Here is a 19,881-nt window from a genome sequence, read left to right as displayed (position 1 = left end):
CGGGGAAGGGCCTTTCGGCCCTGGTCTTCCGGTCCCGGAAGGCGAAGTATCCCTGGCAGGGTGGGTACCCGTCCCTGGGACCCCCGCCCCGACAGCACCACCACAGACATCGACAAGGAGCGCCCGATGGCGGACAGCCAGCGGCCCGGCCCCGGCGAACCGATCCGGGTCTTCCTGCTGGACGACCACGAGGTCGTACGGCGGGGCGTGCACGACCTGCTGAACGACGAACCGGACATCAGCGTCGTCGGCGAGGCCGGCACCGTCGCGCAGGCCCTGGTCCGGGTGCCGGCGCTGCGCCCCGACGTCGCCGTGCTGGACGTGCGGCTGCCCGACGGCGACGGCGTCACCGTCTGCCGGGAGCTGCGCTCGCGCATGCCCGAACTGGCCTGCCTGATGCTCACGTCCTTCGACGACGAGGAGGCCCTGCTCGACTCGATCATGGCGGGCGCCTCCGGCTATGTGCTCAAGCAGATCCAGGGCTCCGACCTGGTCAGCGCCGTCCGCAAGGTCGCCGCCGGACAGTCCCTGCTGGACCCGAGCGCGACCGCCCGGCTGATGGACCGGCTCCGCCACGACCAGCACCAGGAGGAGGAGCAGCCGCCGGTGCTGGCCGGCCTCACCGAGCGGGAACGGGAGATCCTCGCCCTGATCGGCGACGGGCTGACCAACCGGCAGATCGGCCAGCGGCTGTATCTCGCCGAGAAGACGGTGAAGAACCACATCTCCCGCCTGCTGGCCAAGCTCGGCGTGGAACGGCGGGTGCAGGCCGCGGTCATCGCCACCCAGGCGCAGGACCGGCTGCGGCAGTCCGGGCACTGATCGTCGCCGGTTTCGGCCACCTTCGTACCCCTTCGGGCGGCACCGGGCCCCTGTGGACCGATACCGTGGGCTCATGGCCGGCGCACGGGCCGGTCGTGCGGTGAGGCTCGAAAGGACCAGGGGTGGCAGGGACCGAAGGGGCACGGCGGACCGAGGGACCCGGAGGCGCCCGGGTGCGGCTGCCCCAGCTGCGGCTGGACGAGCTGCTGGAGGAGCTGCAAGCCCGGATCGACGCCGCCCGCGGCACCCGCGACCGGGTGCACAGCCTGCTGGAGGCGGTGCTGTCGGTCGGCCGCGAACTGGACCTCGAGCAGGCGCTGCGCAGCATCGTGGAGGCGGCGGCGGCGCTCGTGGACGCCGAGTACGCGGCGCTCGGCGTGATCGGCCCCGACGGCAGGCGGCTGTCGGCGTTCCACACCGTCGGCGTCACCGAGCAGCAGATCGCCCGCATCGGCCACTACCCGGAAGGGCACGGCATCCTCGGCGAGCTCATCCGCCACCCTGAGCCGCTGCGGCTAGCCAAGCTGTCCCAGCACCCCGCCTCCTACGGCTTCCCGCCGCACCACCCGCCGATGAACACGTTCCTCGGCGTCCCCATCCGGGTGCGCGACCAGGTCTTCGGCAACCTGTACCTGACGGAGAAGCGCGGCGGCCTCCAGTTCGACGAGGAGGACGAGTCGGTGCTGTCCACCCTCGCCGTCGCGGCCGGCGTCGCCATCGACAACGCCCGCCTGTACGAGGAGTCCCGGCTGCGGGAGCGCTGGCTGCGGGCCACCGCCGAGATCACGCACGGCCTGATGTCCGGCGCCGAACGCGCCGAGGTGCTCGGCCTGCTCGCCGAACGGGCCCGGGAGATCACCGGGGCGGCCCTCGCCGCGGTGGCCATGCCGGTGGAGGACACGCAGTCGCTCAGCGTCGAACTCGCCACCGGCACCGAGGCCGAACTCCACCGCGGGCTGGTGCTGCCGGTGGACGGCAGCCTCATGGGCGAGGCCTTCCGCACCGCCGCCCCCGTCACCAGCGAGGACATCGTCACCGACCAGCGCGTGTGGGCCGGACCCACCCGCTTCACCGGGCTCGGCCCGGCCGTCGCCGTACCCGTCGGCACCGGCGTCGAAGGCGTCCGGGGCGTGGTGCTGCTGGTGCGCGAAGCCGGTCAGACGGCGTTCTCCGACAAGGAGATCGAACCCCTGCAAGGGTTCGCCGCGCAGGCCGCCGTCGCGATGGAGCTGGCCGACCGGCGGCGGGACGCCGAGGAGATCGCGGTGCTCCAGGACCGCGACCGTATCGCCCGCGACCTGCACGATCTGGCCATTCAGCGGCTCTTCGCCACCGGTATGACCCTGCAGAGCGCCGGCCGGTTCATCGAGCACCAGGAGGCCGCCGAGCGCGTCGTACGGGCCGTGGACGACCTCGACGAAACCATCAAGATCATCCGCTCGACCATCTTCGGTCTGCGCTCCCGCGACGGCTCCGCCCGTTCCGGGCTGCGCGCCCGCGTCGTCCGCGCCGTCGGCGAGGCAGCACCCGTGCTGGGCTTCGCACCCAGCGTCCGCATGGAGGGCCTCATCGACACCCATGTGTCCAGGGAGACCGCCGACCATCTGATGGCCGTCCTGTCCGAGGCCCTCACCAACATCGCCCGGCACGCCCGCGCCGACCGCGCGGCCGTCGCGCTGGAGACCGACGGCCGCGAGATACGCCTGACCGTCACCGACAACGGCGTCGGACTGCCCGAAGGGGGCCGCCGCAGCGGTCTGCGCAACATGGCCGAACGCGCCGAACAGCTGGGCGGAGCCCTGCACACACGCAGCCCGGACGGCGGCGGCACCGAACTGGAGTGGCGGGTGCCCGTGGGGGAGCGGGAGACATGACCAAAGCCCCGCCCCGCCGGCCGGCCCCGCCCCGGCGACGCCGCCGGCCGTCGCCCGCCGGTGAGAAGGGGCGGCGGGAAGGACCATCCGCTTCTTGCGGATCCTCATTGCGCGGTGCGCGGCCGAAGCCGCTTCTCCGCGTCGTTCGAAACGGTCCTTCCCGTCACCCCCCAGCACACCACAGCCACGCCCCGTCCACCAGGGCTGAGGCCCGCCGGGAAGGGAACCCGGGGCCCGACCGGTACCGGCGGCGCCCGCCCGGCGCGGGGACGGCGCACACGGGAGGAGGACCGCAGAGGTGACGAGCACCGAGAGCGGCTGGAGTTGGGAGTACCAGGGGTACCGTCCCGCCGACGAACGGCTGCGGGAGTCGCTGTGCACCCTGGGCAACGGGTACTTCGCCACCCGGGGCGCGCTGCCCGAGTGCACCGCGGACGAGTCGCACTACCCCGGCACCTATGTCGCTGGCTGCTACGACCGGCTCACCTCCGAGGTGGCCGGGCGGCGCGTGTCCAACGAGGACATGGTCAACGTGCCGAACTGGCTGCCGCTGCGGTTCCGCCCCGAGGGCGGGACATGGCTGCACCCCGACACCGCCCCGGTCCTCGACCACGAGCTGCGGCTCGTGCTGTGCTCCGGGCTGCTGGAGCGCCGTACCCGCTACGACCTCGGTGCCGGCCGGTCCCTCCTCGTGCACCAGCTGCGCCTCGTCCACATGGCCGACCCCCATCTCGCCGCGCTGCGCACCGAGTTCACCGCCGAGGGCTGGTCCGGCACCCTGGAGGTCGAGTCCGCCCTGGACGGCGGCGTCACCAACGCGGGCGTCGCCCGCTACCGCGACCTTGAGGGCCGCCACCTCACCCACGCCCACTCCGGCACCGACACCCCCGGCACGGTGTGGCTGCGCTGCCGCACCCGCACCTCCGACATCCGCATCGGCACGGCAGCCCGCCTCACCGCCGCCGCCCCCGTCGAGGCCCGCCCGGCCAACCCGCGCGCCGTCCAGCTGGCCCGGCTGGAACTCGCCGAAGGCGTCGTCGCCACCGTCGACAAGACGATCGCCCTGCACACCTCCCGCGACCCCGCGATCAGCGATCCGCTGCACGCCGCCGTCGCCCGCGTCCGCCACGCCCCCGACTGGGAGGGCCTGCTGGAGACCCACCTCACCGCCTGGGACCAGCTGTGGCGGCGCGCCGACCTGGAGGTGCCCGGCGAGTCCGGCCGCATCCTGCGCCTGCACCTGTTCCATGTGCTTCAGACCCTGTCCCCGCACACCGCCGACCTCGATGTCGGCGTCCCCGCCCGCGGACTGCACGGCGAGGCCTACCGCGGCCACGTCTTCTGGGACGAGCTGTTCGTGCTGCCGTATCTGAACCTGCACTTCCCCGAGGTCTCCCGCGGCCTGCTGCACTACCGCCACCGCCGCCTGGAGCAGGCCTGCGCCAACGCCCGCGCCGTCGGCCGGCGCGGCGCCATGTACCCGTGGCAGAGCGGCAGCGACGGCCGCGAGGAGACCCAGGAACTGCACCTCAACCCGCGCTCCGGGCGCTGGCTGCCGGACCACTCCCGGCTCCAGCACCACGTCGGCTCCGCCGTCGCGTACAACGTGTGGCAGTACTGCCAGGCCTCCGGCGACACCGAGTTCCTGCACACCAAGGGCGCCGAGATGCTGCTCCAGATCGCCCGCTTCTGGGCCGACTCCGCCCAGTGGGACCCCGTGCTGGAACGCCACCGCATCAAAGGCGTCGTCGGCCCCGACGAATACCACGACGCCTACCCGGACGCCGACGAGCCCGGCCTCGACGACAACGCCTACACCAACGTCACCGCCGCCTGGGTGCTCGCGCGCGCCCTGGAACTGCTGGACACGCTGCCCGAGCCGCGCCGCCGCGAACTCCTCGAGCGGACCGGCCCCGACGACGCCGAACGCGAACGCTGGGAGGAGGTCTCCCGCACCCTGCACGTGCCCTTCCACCGCGGAGTCATCAGCCAGTTCGAGGGCTACGGCGACCTCGCCGAGCTGGACTGGGACGGCTATCGCGACCGGTACGGCGACATCCGCCGCCTCGACCGCATCCTGGAGGCCGAGGGCGACACCCCCAACCGCTACCAGGCCTCCAAACAGGCCGACGTCCTCATGCTCGGCTATCTGTTCTCCCCGGCCGAACTGCGCGCCCTGTTCGCCCGGCTTGGCCTGAGTCTGGACGACCGGACCTGGCAGCGCACCGTGGACCACTACCTGCACCGCACCAGCCACGGCTCCACCCTCAGCGGCCTCGTGCACGGCTGGGTGCTGGCCCGCGCCCGCCGCGCCGAGGCGTGGAAGTACTGCCAGGAGGCACTTCAGGGCGACATCGCCGACATCCAGGGCGGCACCACCGCCGAGGGCATCCACCTGGGCGCCATGGCCGGCACCCTCGACCTCGTGCAGCGCGGCCTGCCCGGCCTGGAGACCCGCGACGACGCCCTGTGGCTGGACCCCGTACCGCTGCCCGAACTCTCCTCGTACGACTTCTCCGTGCGCTACCAGGGCCACTGGGGCGTACGGCTGCATCTGGCGAGCGGCCTGCTGGAGATCGCCGTACCGGACTCCGACGCCCCGCCGATCGATCTGCGGCTGCCGGACCGCGCGGTCTCCCTCGCGCCGGGGGAGACCGCCCGGCTCGTGCTGCGGGGGTGAGAAGCGCACGGCCCCGGTCCCGCGCGGCGGGCCCCCGCCGCAGGGGCGTGCCCCGGCTCAGCGTGGCGAGCCGCTGCCGTACGGTGCGTACAGGTCGAGGAGCCGGGTGCGGGCCATGCGCAGCCGGTGCGCCAGCACGTCACCCACCCAGTGCGTGACGCTCAGCCCGAACTCCGGGTCCGTCCGGCACAGCTCCCGCACCACGCCCGCGTCGAACTCGTACGCCCGCACCGGGGTCGCCGCCTCCGCGCCCAGGTGCCACACATGCGGGCCGAACAGCCAGGACCAGCCCAGCAGTTCGTTGTGCCCGACGGAGTCGATCACCGCGGGCCTGCGGCCGGGGACCCGGGTGTCCAGCGCGACCGTCCCGGTGCGGACGATCCAGAACCGGTCGGCCCGGCCGCCCTCGTCGAAGATCCGCTCCTCCTGAGGGAACGACACCTCCCGGGCGATGTCCCTCAGCCGCTGCCGGTGCTCGGCGGGCAGCGCCCGCGACATGCTGGTGGTGACAGGAGCGCTCATGAAACGCCTCCAACCGAAGATCATTCGATGGTGTCTCAAGCGTCCGCCCGCCCCGGCGCGTCCACCAGGGCCGAACGGTCCGGTGGACGGGCCGCCCGGCAGGTCCGGCCGGACCCTTGAGGACCCGCGCCCGGTGCGCCACCGTGGACGCAGGGGGCGTGCAGGCGTCCGGCGCCCCCGACGGCCCGTGCGTGAAGGACCCCGCCATGCGCATCGTGATCGCCCTGGGCGGCAACGCCCTGCTGCACCGCGGCCGGCACCCCGACCCCGCCCTGGAACGGGCCGACGTCGTCCGGGTGGCCACCGCGATCGCCCCGCTCGCCCATGAGCACGACCTCGTCGTCACCCACGGCAACGAACCCCAGCTGAGCCGGCTCGCCGCCGAGGCACCCGCCGGCGCCCTCGACCTGCTCGGCGCCCAGACCCAGGGCATGATCGGCTCCCTGCTGGTGTGCACCCTGCGCGACGCGCTGCCCGGCCGCCGTGTCGCCGCCGTCCTCACCCACACCCTCGTCAGCGCCGACGACCCCGCCTTCACCCGCCCGTCGACGCGCGTCGGCCGGACGACGGTGCCCGCCCCGCGCCCCGAGCGCGTCCTGGAGGCCGACACCGTGCGCGCCCTGCTCGACCTGGGCACCGTCGCCGTGTGCGCGGGCGGCGGCGGCATCCCCGTCGCCGTCGACGACACCGGCGCCCTGCGCGGCGTACCCGCCGTCGTCGACAAGGACCTGGCCGCCGCCGTCCTCGCCGAGGAACTCAAGGCGGACTTCCTGCTCCTGCTCACCGACGTCCCCAACGTCTACGCCGACTACGGCACTCCGCGACAGCGCCCGCTGTCCGACGCCACCCCCGCCGAACTGCGCCGCGGCCACTATCCGGCGGCCACCATGGGACCCAAGACGCGGGCCGCCGCCCTCTTCGTCGAACGCACCGGCGGCCTTGCCGCCATCGGCCACCTCGACGCGGCCCACGAGATCGTCCACGGCCGCTCCGGCACCCTGGTCCGCCCGGAGCTGCCGGCCGTGTGACCCCGCACGCCGGGGCCCATCGGCCCCCGCCACGACCCTTACGGCCCCTACGCCCGCCGCCCGCCCGCCGGGACGCTGGAAGCAGATCCCCCGACGAGGAGGCACGGCATGGACCGCACCGTTGTAGCAGGCCTGGACGGCTCGCCCGAGAGCCGCGCCGCGGTGGAGTGGGCGGCACGCGAGGCGGAGCTGCGGGGCCTGCCCCTGAAGATCGTGCACGTGTGGGAGCCCGACCCCGGCCCGCTGGACCGGGCGCCGATGCTCGGCGTCGAGACCCGGGCCCACTGGAGCGAGCGCATCCCCCGTGAGAGCGCCGCCGGCCTGCGGGCTCGCCATCCCGGCCTGGAGATCACCGCCGAGCACCTGCCCGGCCGCGCCTACGAGATCCTGCCGAAGGTCGCGCTCAGCGCCGAACTGCTCGTCCTCGGCTCGCGCGCCCTCGGTGCCCTCGGCGGCTTCCTCGTCGGTTCCGTCGGCCAGTCCGTCATCGCCCACACCGAGGTGCCCGTGGTCCTCGTCCGGGCCGGACACCAGGCCGTCGACGAGCACGAGGCCGACCCCGCCGGGGTGCCCTCCGCGCACACCGCGTTCCGGCCCGTCCTGCTCGGACTGGACACGGGCGGGCAGGCCGACGACGTCACCGCCTTCGCCTTCGAGGAGGCCGCCCGCCGCGGCACCCGCCTGCGCGTCCTCAACGCCTACAACCTGCCGCCGTACTACGTGTACGGCCTCGCCGCAGACCCGACCCTGCACGACGAGATCACCCGCGAGCAGGCCGCCGCGCTCACCGAGGCCCTGGAGCGCTGGCGTAAGGAGTACCCGTCCGTGGAGGTCGTCGAGGAGTCCCGGCCCGGCAGCGCGGGCCAGCTCCTGGCGGACGCCTCCCGCCAGGCGTCCCTGGTCGTCGTCGGCCGCCGCGTCCGCCACGGCCGGATCGGCACCCACATCGGCTCGGTGACCCACGCGGTCCTCCACCACGCGACCGCGCCCGTCGCCGTCGTGGCGCACCCCTGACCCCGGCGGCGGCATCCCTCGGCCGCCCCGGCCCCTGGAACCCCCGGTCCGTCCGGGGGTTCCGTGCGTCGCGGGCGCGTGCGCGGGGTGCGCCCCGGCGGGGGCGTGTCCGTGCTCGGGGGCGTGCGTGGAGGCGTGTCCGCGCTCGGGGGCGTGCGTGGAGGCGTGTCCGGGTTGTGTCGTGGGGGCGCGTCCTGGGGGCGCGTCCGACGCAGCGCACGGGCCGCGTCCGGGCCGCGTCCGGGCGGCGCGCGGGCTGCGTCCGCAGGCGCGCGGAGCCGTGTCCAGTGGCGCGCAGGCCGCGTCCCGCCGACCGTCCGGCGGCTCCGCGGCGGGGGTGCGGGCCCCGCCGGGTCCGGGCGGGCTGCTGCCGCGCCCTCGTACCCTGGGCGCCGTGCGCATCTCCTTCGACGGGGCCGGGCCCGCCGCCGCGGCCGTGCGGTTCACCGGGCTCCCCGCCCGCAGCGAACGGCCGCTGTCCGCAGCGGTCACCGAGGTCACCCTGGACGGCGGGCGGGTGGTGACGGTCAAACGCGGCGACGGCCGGCACGCCGTGCGCGCCGAGGCGGCCGGGCTGCGCTGGCTCGCCGACGCCGGCGCGGTCCCGGTCCCGGCCCTGCACGGCCATGACGAGCAGTGGCTGGTCACCGACCGCGTACCGGAAGGACGGCCCGACCCCCGCGCCGCCGTCGCCCTGGGGCGCGCACTGGCCGCCCTGCACGCCGCGGGCGCCCCCGCGTACGGCGCCCCGCCGCCCGGCGGCCCAGCCGACGCCTGGATCGGGCTCGCCCCCATGCGGAACACACCCCACGACGACTGGCCTTGTTGGTACGCCGAGCAGCGCGTCCTGCCGTATCTGCGCAGCGCCGTCGACGCCGGTACCCTGCGCGCCTCGGAGGCGGCCGTCGTCGAACGGGTCTGCGAGCGGCTGCCCGAGCTGGGCGTGCCGGTGGAGCCGCCCGCCCGGCTCCACGGCGACCTGTGGAACGGCAACGTCCTGTGGGGTGCCGACGGGCGGGCCTGGCTCATCGACCCCGCGGCGCACGGCGGCCACCGGGAGACCGACCTGGCGATGCTGCACCTGTTCGGCTGCCCGCACCTGGACCACGTCCTGGACGGCTACCAGCAGGCCGCTCCGCTCGCCCCCGGCTGGCGCGAGCGCATCGGCCTGCACCAGCTGTTTCCGCTGCTCGTGCACACCGTGCTGTTCGGCCGCGGTTACGCCGAGCAGACCCTGGCCGCCGCCCGCAGCGCCCTCGCGCTCTGAGCGGACGCCGGCGTGCATGTACAGCGTCACGGCGCGGCGATCCGGACGGCCGCCTGACGCGGACGGCGGAGCAGCGCATGCGGACAGCGGTACGGCGCACGGAGGCCGTCCGTGCGCCGTACCGCTGCTTGTCCGTCGGCTGTCGGGCGCGGTCAGTGGGCGCCGAGCCCGCCACCGCCGAACGATCCGCTGGAGCCCTTGCCCCATCGAGGCCGTTCCGTGGTGGTACTCGGGCGGGTGCCCAGATTGCCGAACTCGTGCGGCAGACGGCGGCGGCCGTCCTGCGGCACCTCTTCCGGCTCGCGGTTCTCCCTTTCCTCGCGCACCGCGCCCTCGGGCGGCAGGTGCGGCTGTTCCTCGGGGCGGGGTGGAGCCGGCTCGCGGCTCTTGAGGATGTCCCCTCGCCAGAAGGCCCCGATCAGCAGGGCCACGACCACCAGGCCCACGATCAGGGGACCGAGGGCGAGAGCGCCGCTCGTTTCGGCCAGCTGCATTGCCGTAGTGGTACCCATATGCCATGAATACCCCCCAAATGGGTGCTGTACCAGGGCTGACCGTCCCGACTTCGTCGCGGAGCGCCCGAGCGGGGCCGGGAGGCACCGCCGGCGAGCCCCGCCCACGGGGGTTTGAACCGCCTTTGGCCCGGCTACCCGCCGGCTGTGACTTCGGCATCGCAGCAGGAACTCATCCGGTTCCTGGAGGACCGCTTCGCCTGCGCCCAGGCCTGCACGGAGTGCGCGCGGGCGTGCGCGCTCCGCGCCAGCCTGGTGGACCCGGGCGGCACGGAGCAGCAGGAACTCGTCCGCCGCAAAGGCATCATGTGCGCGGAGGTCTGCGACGCGACCTGCCGTGTGCTGTCCGAGCAGAACACGCTGGACGAGTCCGGCATCCGCGTCCAGCTGGAGTGGTGCCGCACCGTCTGCCTGGAGGCCGCGCGCGTCTTCGACGCCTGTCCCGGCGCCGAGGAGACCGCCGTCGTGTGCCGGGCGTGCGCCCGCGCCTGCACGGAGTTCCTGCGGACCCTCGCCTGAACCTCGCGCCCGAGCGCCCGAGCGTTCGAGCCACCGCGCATCGGAGTCCCCGAGCGCTCGCGCCCCCGAGCATCAGAGCGTCCGAGCACTCGCAGGCCCGGCACCGCACGCGCACGCCCGCCCGTCAGCCGAGCGGCCGGCCCACCCGCACATTGCGGCGCCCCGCCCGCCCGGAGAACTCCACCGCCGACAGCGGCGGTACGTCCGTACGCCAGAACGCGGCATCCGGCGCGCCCAGCGTCCGCACCACCGCCGCCCGTACCACCTCCGGCTCCACCACGGCGACCGTGCGTCCGTCCGTGTCCGCCGCCGTGTCCAGCCACGCCTCCACCCGGTCGCACAGCGCCCGTACCGACTCCCCGCCGTGCGGCGCCTCCTCCGGATCGGCCAGCCAGCGCGCCAGCGCCTCCGGCTCCGCCACGGTCACCTCCGCCAGCGTCGCCCCCCGCCACCGCCCCGCGTCCAGCCCCGCCAGCGCCGGCACCGCGACGGCCGCCAGACCCAGTGCCCGCGCCGTCTGCTCGCAGCGCACCGTCGGCGAACACCACACCGCACGCGCCGTCGGCACCGCCCCGGCCGCGGACCGCGCGGCCCTCGACCCCCCCTCGTCCAGCGGCCCTCCGGCGTCGAAGCGGGCCTCGCGCAGCGCCGCCGTCACCGCCGGTGAGATCAACATCACTCGGCTCGTCATCCGTCCGTCCCGATCCCCGACATCCCTTGATCCAGCCCGAATTCGCAGGGTGCGGCGCCCGACCGCGCGCTCCCGTCCGCGCCGTGCGCCCTTGGCCACCCCTCCGCTTCGCGGTACGGTCTCCCGGACATCGACGACGGCAACGCGGAAGCCGGTGAGAATCCGGCACGGTCGCGCCACTGTATGCCGAGCCCACGCCCTCAGGTGTGAGCCCGGCGAGTCAGACCCGCGGCCGTCGTTCCTGTGCACCACCGATCAGGGACGCGAATTCCCAAGGAGGTCCTGCCATGGCGCAGTCCGCCGTCCAGCCCAGCTCCGCCACCGCCGCCGAACCCGTCAAGCTGCCGGTCGGCGCGATCGCCCCGTGGGCGGTCTTCTTCGGCATCCTCATGCTGGTCCTGCTCTACTTCGTCGGCGCCGAGCAGGGCGCCACCGCCGTCACCTCCGGCGAGAACGTGCACGAGTGGGTGCACGACGCACGCCACCTGCTCGGCTTCCCCTGCCACTGACACGGGCGGGAACACGTACGAGCCGATGAACAACTCCATCGTCCGCACCCTGCTGGTGCGCGGCATGCTCGCCGGCCTGGCCGCGGGCCTGCTCGCCCTGGTCACCGCCTACTTCCTCGGCGAACCGCGTGTCGACGCGGCCATCGCCTTCGAAGAGGCGGAGCATGCCGCGCACGGCCATGAGCACGGCGTCGAAGCCGTCAGCCGCTCGCTGCAGTCCACCGCCGGCCTGTCCACCGGTGTCCTCGTCTACGGCGTCGCGTTCGGCGGCATCGCCGCCCTCGCCTACTGCTTCGCACTCGGCCGCATCGGCCGGTTCGGGCCGCGTTCCGCCGCGCTGCTCCTCGCGGCGGGCGGACTGGTCGCCGTGTACGTCGTGCCGTTCCTCAAGTACCCGGCCAACCCGCCGGCCGTGGGCGACGCCGACACCATCGGGCAGCGCACGGCGCTGTACTTCCTGATGACCGCGCTGAGCGTGCTGCTCGCGGTGGCCGCCGTGATCCTCGGCCGTCGTCTGGCACCGCGCCTCGGCAACTGGAACGCGACCCTCGCCGCCGCGGCGGCCTTCGCCGTGGCCGTGGGGCTCGCGTACGCCTTCCTGCCTTCCTTCGACGAAGTGCCGGAAGGATTCCCGGGCACCCTGCTGTGGCAGTTCCGGCTGGCGGCCCTGGCCGTCCAGGCGACCCTGTGGACAGCGTTCGGGCTGATCTTCGGAGTCCTGGCGGAACGGGCCCTCGCTCCCCGCACCGGACAGCAGGCACCCGTCACCCGGGCGGCCACCGCGGCCCACTGACCCGCACGGCCGACCGGACGGTGAGGCACCCCCTGCGGGGCCTCACCGTCCGCCGTTCTCCAGGGGCGGGGCAAGACGCCCGGCGAATCCCGCGGGGCGCCTCGAAGGCGCGGCGAGCGCGTATTCCCCACCACGGTGAGGCGGACATAACACCACTGCGGACGGCGGGGGAGCCTGCGCGGGTTGCGCTACGGGGCCGGAGTGGGCGACGGTTGCCTGAGACCACTGCTGTCCAGTCGAGAGGTGGTGAGGTGCGCGCCGAGCGCGCCTCCGCTTGTGATCCCTTCCCAAGGAGCCCCTGCCGGCGCGGACGACGCCGGTATCGGATCGGCCTGGCTGGACGCCCCCTGCCCCGTCGTCGTGCTCGACGCTGCGGGCGGCGTCGTCGACGCCAACCGCGCCGCGCATCCGCTCCTGAGCCTCGTCGCCGAGACCGGGCTGCCCCCGTGGCTCGCCCACGCCCACACCGGTAGGGCGCCGGGAACCCCCGCCGGGCCCCGGGCGGCGCCCTCCGGCTGGATCGGCGACCGCTACTACGAGGCACACGCCACGCCCACCGCCGGCGCGCACGTCGTGTGGTGGCTGCTCGACGGCACCGACCACCGCCTCACCCGGACCGCGCTGCGCACCGCCGAGGACCGGGCCTCCGTCCTCGCCGAGGTCTCCAGCATGCTGCTGTCCTCGCTGAACGTGCCCCGCTGCAGCGAGGTCGCCGCCCGCATGGCCGCCGAGCACCTCGCCGACGCGGCCGTCCTGGTCGCCCCGCCGCAGGGCCACCGCCATCTGCTCACCCAGGCGGTGCGCGGCGCGGAGGTGACCCGCGGGCTGCGGCAGATAGACCCGCACGAGGTGCCCGGCCTCGCCGAGGCACTCCAGGGCTTCCCGCCCGTGCCCGCCCGCTGGATCGACCCGGCCGACCTTCCCCCGTGGGTGCTGCCGCCCGGCTTCCCCGGCGAGGTCGGATCCGTGATCGTCACCCCGCTGCCGGGACACGGGGTGCCCGCCGGCGCCCTCATCCTGCTGCGCTCCACCCCCCACCAGGGCTTCAGCGTCGGCGAGGAGGTCTTCGCCCGCCTTTTCGCAGCGCGCGCCGGAGCGGCCCTGTCCGCCGCCCGCCTCTACACCGAGCAGTCCGCCGTCACCGCCACCCTCATGCGGGACCTGCTGCCGCCCCGGCTCAGCCATGTGCACGGCGTGGACTACGCGGGCGCCTACCGCCCGGCCAAGGACCACGAACTCGTCGGCGGCGACTTCTACGACGTCCACCCCGGCGCCGACGCGGACGCGGAGACCTTCGTCGTCCTCGGCGACGTCGCCGGCAAGGGCCTGGAGGCGGCCGTCCTCACCGGCAAGATCCGCAACACCCTCCAGGCGCTGCAACCCCTGGCCGACGACCACAGCCGTGTCCTCACCCTGCTGAACGGCGCCCTCCTCAGCGCCCACCAGACCCGCTTCGCCACCCTGGTCCTGGCGTCGGTGCGCCGCCACGGCGACCGGGTACGGCTCCGGCTGACCAGCGCCGGCCATCTGCCGCCGCTCGTCGTCCGCGCCGACGGCACCGTCGAGACCGCCGACACGCACGGCATGCTCGTGGGCGCCCTGCCCGACGTGCACGCCCGCACCACCGAGACCGAACTCGCCCCCGGCGAGACCTGCCTGCTCTACACCGACGGCATCACCGAGGCCCGGGGCGGCCCCCTCGGCGACGAGATGTTCGGTGAGGAACGGCTGGTGGAGGCCCTGACCGAGTGCGGCGGCCTGCCCGGCGAGGCGATCGTGGAGCGCGTCCAGATGCTCGCCGCGCAGTGGCTCGCCGACGGCGGCCACGACGACATGGCGGCCGTCGCCATCAGCGCGCCCCGCACCTTCCGGCGGGATTCCGGTGACCGGGGCGCCGAGAGTCCGCGGCAGCCGCGGTCCGGAACGACCGGGTGACCGTCCCCCGCACAAACGTCGGCGTCCGGGGCACACGGACACGGCACGGACGTGAACGGGGGCGGCGGCATCCGAGCGGCATCGCGGTAGGACGCCCCGCACCACCGTGCACGAACACACGCGGCCAGGACAGGCCCAGGACCGGGAGGAGCAAGTGAATCATCCCCGTACGACCGCCGAGAGCCCGCACGACCGGCCTCGCCCCGGCCACCCCGCCGAGCCGCCCCGCCACGATGCCGCGGGCGGGCCCCGTCCCTCCGCCGCGGAACTGCGCGACAGGCTCTGGAAAGCGGTGACGGAGGACGGCGAGTACGCCGCCGTCGACCTCGTCACCGAAGCCCTCGACACCGGCTGGGACGAGGAGAACCTGCTCCTCGACGTCGTCGCCGCCGTCCAGGCGGAGGTCGGCGTCGCATGGGCCGCCGGCCGGATCACCGTCGCCCAGGAACACGCCGCCACCGCCATCAACGACCGCGTGGTCGCCGCCCTCGTCCATGCGCGCGCCGCCCGCCGCCGCGACGGAGCCACCCCCCGCGGCCGGGTCACCGTCGCCTGCGCCGACGGCGAATGGCACGCCTTCCCCGCCCGGCTCGTCGCCGAGGTGCTCCGGCTGCGCGGCTGGCACGTCGACTACCTCGGCGCCCAGACACCCACCCCGCACCTCGTCGCCCACCTGCACGCCACCGCCCCCGACGCGGTGCTGCTCTCCTGCTCTCTGCCCACCCGACTGCCGGCCGCGCACGCCGCCGTCACCGCCTGCCAGGCCGTGGGCGTGCCCGTTCTCGCCGGCGGCAGGGCCTTCGGCACGGACGGCCGCCTCGCCCACGCCCTCGGCGCCGACGGCTGGGCACCCGACGCGCGGGGCGCCGCCGCCCTGCTGGCGGCCGGGGTGCCGCGGCCCGTCCCGGCGGCGATCCGGCACACCGTCGAGGACCTGCCGCACCTGGCCGACCAGGAGTACACGGCCGTCCTGCGCTCCCGCGCCGACCTGGTCCGGCGGACCCTCGCCGACCTGGAGGCCCGCTTCCCGGCGATGACCGGCTACAGCGCCGCCCAGCGGGAACGCACCGCCGAGGACGTCGCGCACATCGTGGAGTTCCTCACCACCGCCCTCTATGTGAACGACGCCGGAGTGTTCAGCTCGTTCCTCACCTGGACCGCCGACCTCCTCACCGCCCGGAGCGTCGCCGCCGACTCCCTGCTCACGGCCCTCGACAGCCTCGGGGGGCAGCTCCGTGACTTCCCGCGCGCCCTGGGGCTGCTGCACGCGGGCGCGGACGCCGTGCGCGGCCACCTGGACCCCGATGCGGTCACCGGCGGCACGGCGGGCGCCGACGGCGGGCGGGAGCCCGACCGGGCGGGTGCCTGACGGGGCTCCGGCCGGGCGGGTGCCTGACGGGGCTCCGGCCGGATGGGTGCCTGACGGGGCTCCGGCCGGGCGGGGCAGGCCCCGGTGGTCTCCGCCTCTCGGCACCCCGCGCCCACCGTCACGCCCACCGCGCCGCCACCGCCCTCAGCAGCGCGCCGCGGCCCCGGTCCGGCACGGTCCACAGGGTCTGGCCCCGTACCCCCCACCGCTCCAGCTGCGCGTTCGCCGCGAGGAACCCGGACGTCGCCGCGCGCTCCATCAGCGCCACCGGCAGATCGGTGCGCACCAGGTCCCCGGCGACCGTCACACCCGGATCGGGGGTGCGCACCGTGGGCCGGTCCCGGTGGCCGCCCACCGGGAACAGCGGGCAGTCGTCGTGCCACTCGTGCCGGGCGTCCACGACCTCCGCCGACCGGGTCTCCGGGTAGACCCGGCGCAGCCGCGCGACCAGGTCCCGCTGCACCTCCTCGCGCGCGGCGGCGGGCGGCACCGCGTAGGCGTGCAGCTCCACCACGGACCCGCCGGTGCGTACCGCCCAGCGTGCCGCCTCGTCCTCCCAGCGCTCCAAGACACTCACGTTGTCCAGCCCCCCGAACCCGGCGGTGCCCAGGAACCCGGGCCGGTCCGCGGCCACGGGCCGGTCCAGCCACAGCCGGGTGACCAGGAACGGCGGGGCGTTGCGCAGCCGCCCGACGCGCTTCCGCCACGGCTCGTCGCCGAGCGCGGGGGAGCGGGCGACGAGCACGCGCAGCCCCGCCGTGTCGAGGGCGAGGACCACACCGTCGTACCGCCCCTCCCCGGTGCCGGTGGCGACCTCGTACCCGCCGCCGGGCCGTGGCGTGACCCGCTCGACGGCCGTGCCGGTGCGCAGTTCGGCGCCGTGACCGCGCAGATAGGCGCCCAGCGGCTCCCACAGCGCGGCGGGGAACGGGGAGACCGGCACATCGAACAGCAGGCCCTCGGAGGACCCCAGGAAGTAGATGTGGAACATCAGCGCCATCTCCGCCGCCGACAGCTCCTCCGGGTCGGCGAAGAAGCTCCGCGAGAACACCTCGAACGCCAGATGGCGGGCGCGCTCCGGGAAGCGCACGGCGTCCAGGAAGTCCCGCGCGCTCGTCGAGTCGAGCCGGTCGTACACATCGGGCACGCGCACGTCCAGCAGCGGCAGCGCCGCCACCGGGTCCATCGACCGCAGGTCCCGCAGCCCGAAGGAAGGGCTCAGCGCGGCGAAACCGAGCGCGCTCCACGGCGGGGTGCGCGGCACATGCCGGAAGCCGTCCCGCAGCCCGTCCGCGTGCAGCAGCGGATAGTCCGGCAGCCCGGTCAGCCGCCGCAGCCCGGGGTCGGTACGGCGCAGCAGCCCCCGCAGGTTGTAGTACTGCCGGAAGAAGGCGTGGAAGCCGCGGCTCATCGTGACAGTGGTGCCGTCCTTCAACTCCGTCGGCCTCCCCCCGACCCTTCCGCCCAGATACGGCATCCGCTCGAACAGCGTGACCGCGACGCCGCGTTCGGCCAGCAGGGTCGCCGCGGCCAGCCCGGCGATGCCGCCGCCGACCACCGCCACCGACACCGGCGTACCGGCGACGCGCGGGGCGCCCGGCCGGGCCGGCACCATCCGGGCATGCCGGTCGCGGCCCCGGCGGGCTGCTCCCGTACGGTCCCGCCGCACCGCCGTGTCCCGGCCCCGGCTCACCGCTGCCCCTCCCCTGCGCGGTGCGGGCGGCACGCGACGAACGTGTGCGTGATGCCGGTCTGCCAGCCCGGCAGCGGCAGCGCCCGCACCCGGTCGAACCCGGCCACCCGCAGCCGCCGCGTGAACGCCTCGGCCGTGTCGAACTCGACGACGCTGCGCCACAGATGACGGTAGAGCGGCCCGTCGCCCAGCAGCGACGCCACGGGCCGCACCAGCCCGCGCGACACCAGCGTCCACACCGCCCGGTCCGCGCGGCGCCCGCTCAGCGTGTACTCGTGCACCCCCAGCCTGCCGCCCGGCCGCAGCAGCGCCCGCACCGACCCCAGTACGGCGTCGGGATCGCCGACGTTGCGGAAGAGATACGCCGCGAACACCGCGTCGAACGGCCCGCTCACCCCCGCCTCCGCCAGCCGCTCGGCGGGCGCGCGGACGAACCGCACCCCGTCCGCCCACGGCTTGGCGGCGGCCCGCCGCAGCATGCCGACGGACGCGTCCACCGCCGTCACCTCCGCGGCCGGGAGCACCGACCGCAGCGCGGCCGTCGAGGCGCCGGTGCCGCATCCCAGGTCGAGGACGCGCAGCCCCGCCCCGTGGCCCGAAAGGCCCAGCCGGCGCACCGAGCGGCGCAGATGGGCGTGGTAGCCCGGGTTGGCGGCCACCAGGGCGTCGTAGGCGCGTGACGCGTGGTCGAACGCGGCGGCCAGTTCCTCGTCGCGCAGCAGGCTCATACGGTCTCCGGGGTTCATGGGGTCTTCCGAGGGGCGGACGGGGACGTGCCGGTGGGGTCCGGTGGACAGGAGGTCCCGGCGGGCTTCGGCGGGTCTGACGAGGCGGGGGGTCCTGGCGGTCCGGAGGTGCCGGTGGATTGCGGCGGGCCCGGCAGGTCGAGGGGGCGGCGCGGCAGGCGCGGCACCTCCAGTGCGGTGCGCAGCATCGGCCCGACAGGGGTGCGCAGACCGACGGCCAGGTCCTCGTACAGGCGGGTCCGCCCGTCGAGGAACCGCAGCAGCCGCTCCATCGGCACGCGCGCGAACAGCCCCGCGAACAGGGCGGGCCCGTCGACCCGGCCGCTGTCCAGGGCCCGCAGCAGCACCGCGTCCATGGCTCGCGCGCGGGCCCGGTGCGCGGGCGGCGGCATCGGCCGCTCGCCCCGGCGCAGCGCGGCGGCCACGGCCCGTGTCTGCCGTTGCAGCCCGGCGAAGGTGTAGCCGGTGGCGGGCCGGGTGGCGCCGCCGGCCGCTCCGATGCGGAAGACGGAGGCCCCGGTCTGCCGGGGCAGCGGCGCGTCGGTCATGGGGATGACCCCGGTCTCCGTGTCCAGCACCCGCAACGGCCCGAGCCGCAGCACGTCCTGCGCGTAGTGGCGTACGGCCGCCTCGTAGCCGGGCCCGGTGAGGGGTCGCGGCGAGAACTCGGTGTACTCCACCAGCGCCTCCCGCGTGCCCAGCGGGAGCACGTAACCGAAGGACAGGCCGTGCGACGGCTGCGGCGTGCGGAAGTCCATCAGCTCCGCCACGCCGGGCTCGAAGCGGGGCCCTTCGGTGCGCACGAACCAGCCGTGGAAGTGCTGCAGCAACAGCGTCCGCCCGGCCGGAAGGCTCCCCGGCGGACGCGAGTCGAACACCCAGCGCGCCTCCAGCACTCCGGGCCGGCCGCCGGGGTCCCGGTAGTGCACGCGGGCGCCGCCCGCCACGTCCTCCACCGCCTCGACGGTCGCCTCCAGCCGCCGCACCCGAGGGCTGCGGGCGAGATCCCGCTCCACGAGGCGGGCGAAGTCGTCGGAGCGGAGCATCTTGTACCGCAGCGGGCCGATGTCCCCCTCGACGGGCGCACCCCGCGGCGGCCTGACCCGCAGCCGGTGCCACTCGGCGCGCAAGGCGGCGTCGAAGCGGCCCGCCCCCGCCTCCCAGTAGCACCACGTCCGCGGCGGCGGGCGCAGCGGTCCCGGCGGCGCCTCCACCAGGACCACGGACGGCGTCCGCCCGCCCGGACCCGGCGCTGCGAGCCGATGGGCGAGGGACAGCCCCGCCGCCCCCGCACCCACCACGGCCACCTCGGTCTGCGGCACCCCCGCTCCCTTCCCCGGTCCGCCGCCTGTCGCGGATTGCTTCTGTCCCGTGTGCCCACCCGGATGCGGGGGACCCCTCCGAAGACGGCCACGGCGTCCCGGTCCGGTGACGGATGCCGACGGCCGACGCAGGCGTCCGCTCCCGGCACGGCCGTCTGCCCGGCTCCTCCGCTCCGAAGACGGCCATCTGCCCGACATCACGGCGCGTACAGCTGCGGAGTGTGGAAACACGGAGATGTCAGGCAGCGGTCGGGCCGGCGCGACGGCCACGGGCGTGCGGTGTCCGGAGCCCGGGCGGCCGTGAGCCTCCGGGCGGCGCGGACCCGACGGGGCGCGGTGCGGGAGAACGGCGAGGAGCCGTCCCCGCCGCCGCATCCGGGACGGAACGCCCGAACGGGCGTTTTGCGACAGCGGGAACCGAAGAGCGACGACGAGAGGATGCCGGATGCGGTCCACACAGGCGAAGGATCACCCGGCGGACGGTCCGCCGACCGGACCGCGCCTGCTCCCGGTCCCGGGATCGCCCGCCCGGCCGAGCACCTACGGCGCGGACGGACCCGCCACCCGCCCTCGCTCTTATCCACA

17 protein-coding genes and 1 riboswitch are annotated in these 19,881 nt (G+C 75.2%); of the genes, 11 read left to right on the top strand and 6 right to left on the bottom strand.

The window, feature by feature from the left end; all coding sequences use genetic code 11:
- The first annotated feature begins 126 nt into the window (after positions 1-126).
- The 3 genes from MTQ10_RS07440 (at position 127) to MTQ10_RS07430 (ending at position 5,376) form a co-directional block, all read left to right on the top strand.
- Positions 127-822, top strand: a complete 696-nt coding sequence (locus tag MTQ10_RS07440; protein WP_247463517.1) for a response regulator — start codon at positions 127-129, stop codon at positions 820-822.
- A gap of 122 nt (positions 823-944) precedes the next feature.
- Positions 945-2,696, top strand: a complete 1,752-nt coding sequence (locus MTQ10_RS07435) for a sensor histidine kinase (RefSeq protein WP_247463515.1) — start codon at positions 945-947, stop codon at positions 2,694-2,696.
- 298 nt (positions 2,697-2,994) lie between these two features.
- Complete coding sequence (locus tag MTQ10_RS07430) at positions 2,995-5,376, top strand: glycoside hydrolase family 65 protein (RefSeq protein ID WP_247463513.1); 2,382 nt, start codon at positions 2,995-2,997, stop codon at positions 5,374-5,376.
- 57 nt (positions 5,377-5,433) lie between these two features.
- Here MTQ10_RS07430 and MTQ10_RS07425 read toward each other — a convergent pair whose 3' ends face one another.
- Positions 5,434-5,898, bottom strand: a complete 465-nt coding sequence (locus MTQ10_RS07425) for a Crp/Fnr family transcriptional regulator (protein ID WP_247463511.1) — start codon at positions 5,896-5,898, stop codon at positions 5,434-5,436.
- Positions 5,899-6,104: 206 nt separating this feature from the next.
- On the opposite strand from MTQ10_RS07425, the gene MTQ10_RS07420 reads away from it, so the two are divergent.
- The 3 genes from MTQ10_RS07420 to MTQ10_RS07410 all read left to right on the top strand — a co-directional run bounded on the left by MTQ10_RS07420 (position 6,105) and on the right by MTQ10_RS07410 (position 9,207).
- Positions 6,105-6,926: an amino acid kinase family protein gene (locus MTQ10_RS07420; protein ID WP_247463508.1), complete on the top strand. Its 822-nt coding sequence runs from the start codon at positions 6,105-6,107 to the stop codon at positions 6,924-6,926.
- 108 nt (positions 6,927-7,034) lie between these two features.
- Complete coding sequence (locus tag MTQ10_RS07415) at positions 7,035-7,940, top strand: universal stress protein (RefSeq protein WP_247463506.1); 906 nt, start codon at positions 7,035-7,037, stop codon at positions 7,938-7,940.
- Between the two features lie 394 nt (positions 7,941-8,334).
- Positions 8,335-9,207, top strand: a complete 873-nt coding sequence (locus tag MTQ10_RS07410; protein ID WP_247463504.1) for a fructosamine kinase family protein — start codon at positions 8,335-8,337, stop codon at positions 9,205-9,207.
- 152 nt (positions 9,208-9,359) lie between these two features.
- On the opposite strand, the gene MTQ10_RS07405 is transcribed toward MTQ10_RS07410, so the two are convergent.
- Positions 9,360-9,701: a DUF6479 family protein gene (locus MTQ10_RS07405; protein ID WP_247463502.1), complete on the bottom strand. Its 342-nt coding sequence runs from the start codon at positions 9,699-9,701 to the stop codon at positions 9,360-9,362.
- A 165-nt stretch (positions 9,702-9,866) separates the two neighbouring features.
- Here MTQ10_RS07405 and MTQ10_RS07400 point away from each other — a divergent pair, with 165 nt between their 5' ends.
- On the top strand, positions 9,867-10,238 hold the full coding sequence (locus MTQ10_RS07400) for a ferredoxin (RefSeq protein ID WP_247463500.1): 372 nt from the start codon (positions 9,867-9,869) through the stop codon (positions 10,236-10,238).
- 124 nt (positions 10,239-10,362) lie between these two features.
- On the opposite strand, the gene MTQ10_RS07395 is transcribed toward MTQ10_RS07400, so the two are convergent.
- Entirely contained in the window at positions 10,363-10,929 is a 567-nt protein-coding gene (locus MTQ10_RS07395) for a histidine phosphatase family protein (RefSeq protein ID WP_247463499.1), read from the bottom strand.
- Between the two features lie 99 nt (positions 10,930-11,028).
- Positions 11,029-11,180: riboswitch (cobalamin riboswitch) on the top strand.
- Positions 11,181-11,216: 36 nt separating this feature from the next.
- Here MTQ10_RS07395 and MTQ10_RS07390 point away from each other — a divergent pair.
- The 4 genes from MTQ10_RS07390 (at position 11,217) to MTQ10_RS07375 (ending at position 15,535) form a co-directional block, all read left to right on the top strand.
- Positions 11,217-11,438, top strand: coding sequence for a CbtB domain-containing protein (locus MTQ10_RS07390; RefSeq protein WP_247463496.1), 222 nt, complete (start codon positions 11,217-11,219; stop codon positions 11,436-11,438).
- A 25-nt stretch (positions 11,439-11,463) separates the two neighbouring features.
- Complete coding sequence (locus tag MTQ10_RS07385) at positions 11,464-12,231, top strand: CbtA family protein (protein ID WP_247463495.1); 768 nt, start codon at positions 11,464-11,466, stop codon at positions 12,229-12,231.
- 276 nt (positions 12,232-12,507) lie between these two features.
- A complete protein-coding gene (locus MTQ10_RS07380) occupies positions 12,508-14,166 on the top strand; it encodes a PP2C family protein-serine/threonine phosphatase (RefSeq protein ID WP_247463493.1) in 1,659 nt (552 codons plus the stop codon).
- A gap of 268 nt (positions 14,167-14,434) precedes the next feature.
- Complete coding sequence (locus tag MTQ10_RS07375; RefSeq protein ID WP_247463558.1) at positions 14,435-15,535, top strand: cobalamin B12-binding domain-containing protein; 1,101 nt, start codon at positions 14,435-14,437, stop codon at positions 15,533-15,535.
- A 118-nt stretch (positions 15,536-15,653) separates the two neighbouring features.
- On the opposite strand, the gene MTQ10_RS07370 is transcribed toward MTQ10_RS07375, so the two are convergent.
- The 3 genes from MTQ10_RS07370 to MTQ10_RS07360 form a co-directional block, all read right to left on the bottom strand.
- Positions 15,654-17,150 carry an FAD-dependent oxidoreductase gene (locus tag MTQ10_RS07370; protein ID WP_247463554.1) on the bottom strand — a complete coding sequence of 499 codons (1,497 nt, stop codon included), beginning with the start codon at positions 17,148-17,150 and terminating at the stop codon, positions 15,654-15,656.
- A gap of 74 nt (positions 17,151-17,224) precedes the next feature.
- Complete coding sequence (locus MTQ10_RS07365; protein ID WP_247463551.1) at positions 17,225-17,956, bottom strand: class I SAM-dependent methyltransferase; 732 nt, start codon at positions 17,954-17,956, stop codon at positions 17,225-17,227.
- Between the two features lie 14 nt (positions 17,957-17,970).
- A complete protein-coding gene (locus MTQ10_RS07360) occupies positions 17,971-19,296 on the bottom strand; it encodes a lycopene cyclase family protein (protein WP_247463491.1) in 1,326 nt (441 codons plus the stop codon).
- Positions 19,297-19,881: the final 585 nt, after the last annotated feature.

This window comes from Streptomyces sp. XM83C (assembly GCF_023072675.1).
Taxonomy (GTDB): Bacteria; Actinomycetota; Actinomycetes; order Streptomycetales; family Streptomycetaceae; genus Streptomyces; species Streptomyces thermocoprophilus.
The sequence above is the reverse complement of the archived record's forward strand: the minus strand, read 5'-3'. Positions and strand labels throughout refer to the sequence as shown.

Coding starts and splice junctions, on each gene's coding strand:
- MTQ10_RS07440 (WP_247463517.1), top strand. CDS start 127: ATGGCGGACAGCCAGCGGCCCGGCCCCGGCGAACCGATCCGGGTCTTC.
- MTQ10_RS07425 (WP_247463511.1), bottom strand. CDS start 5,898: ATGAGCGCTCCTGTCACCACCAGCATGTCGCGGGCGCTGCCCGCCGAG.
- MTQ10_RS07420 (WP_247463508.1), top strand. CDS start 6,105: ATGCGCATCGTGATCGCCCTGGGCGGCAACGCCCTGCTGCACCGCGGC.
- MTQ10_RS07415 (WP_247463506.1), top strand. CDS start 7,035: ATGGACCGCACCGTTGTAGCAGGCCTGGACGGCTCGCCCGAGAGCCGC.
- MTQ10_RS07405 (WP_247463502.1), bottom strand. CDS start 9,701: ATGCAGCTGGCCGAAACGAGCGGCGCTCTCGCCCTCGGTCCCCTGATC.
- MTQ10_RS07395 (WP_247463499.1), bottom strand. CDS start 10,929: ATGACGAGCCGAGTGATGTTGATCTCACCGGCGGTGACGGCGGCGCTG.
- MTQ10_RS07390 (WP_247463496.1), top strand. CDS start 11,217: ATGGCGCAGTCCGCCGTCCAGCCCAGCTCCGCCACCGCCGCCGAACCC.
- MTQ10_RS07385 (WP_247463495.1), top strand. CDS start 11,464: ATGAACAACTCCATCGTCCGCACCCTGCTGGTGCGCGGCATGCTCGCC.
- MTQ10_RS07370 (WP_247463554.1), bottom strand. CDS start 17,150: ATGGTGCCGGCCCGGCCGGGCGCCCCGCGCGTCGCCGGTACGCCGGTG.
- MTQ10_RS07365 (WP_247463551.1), bottom strand. CDS start 17,956: ATGAGCCTGCTGCGCGACGAGGAACTGGCCGCCGCGTTCGACCACGCG.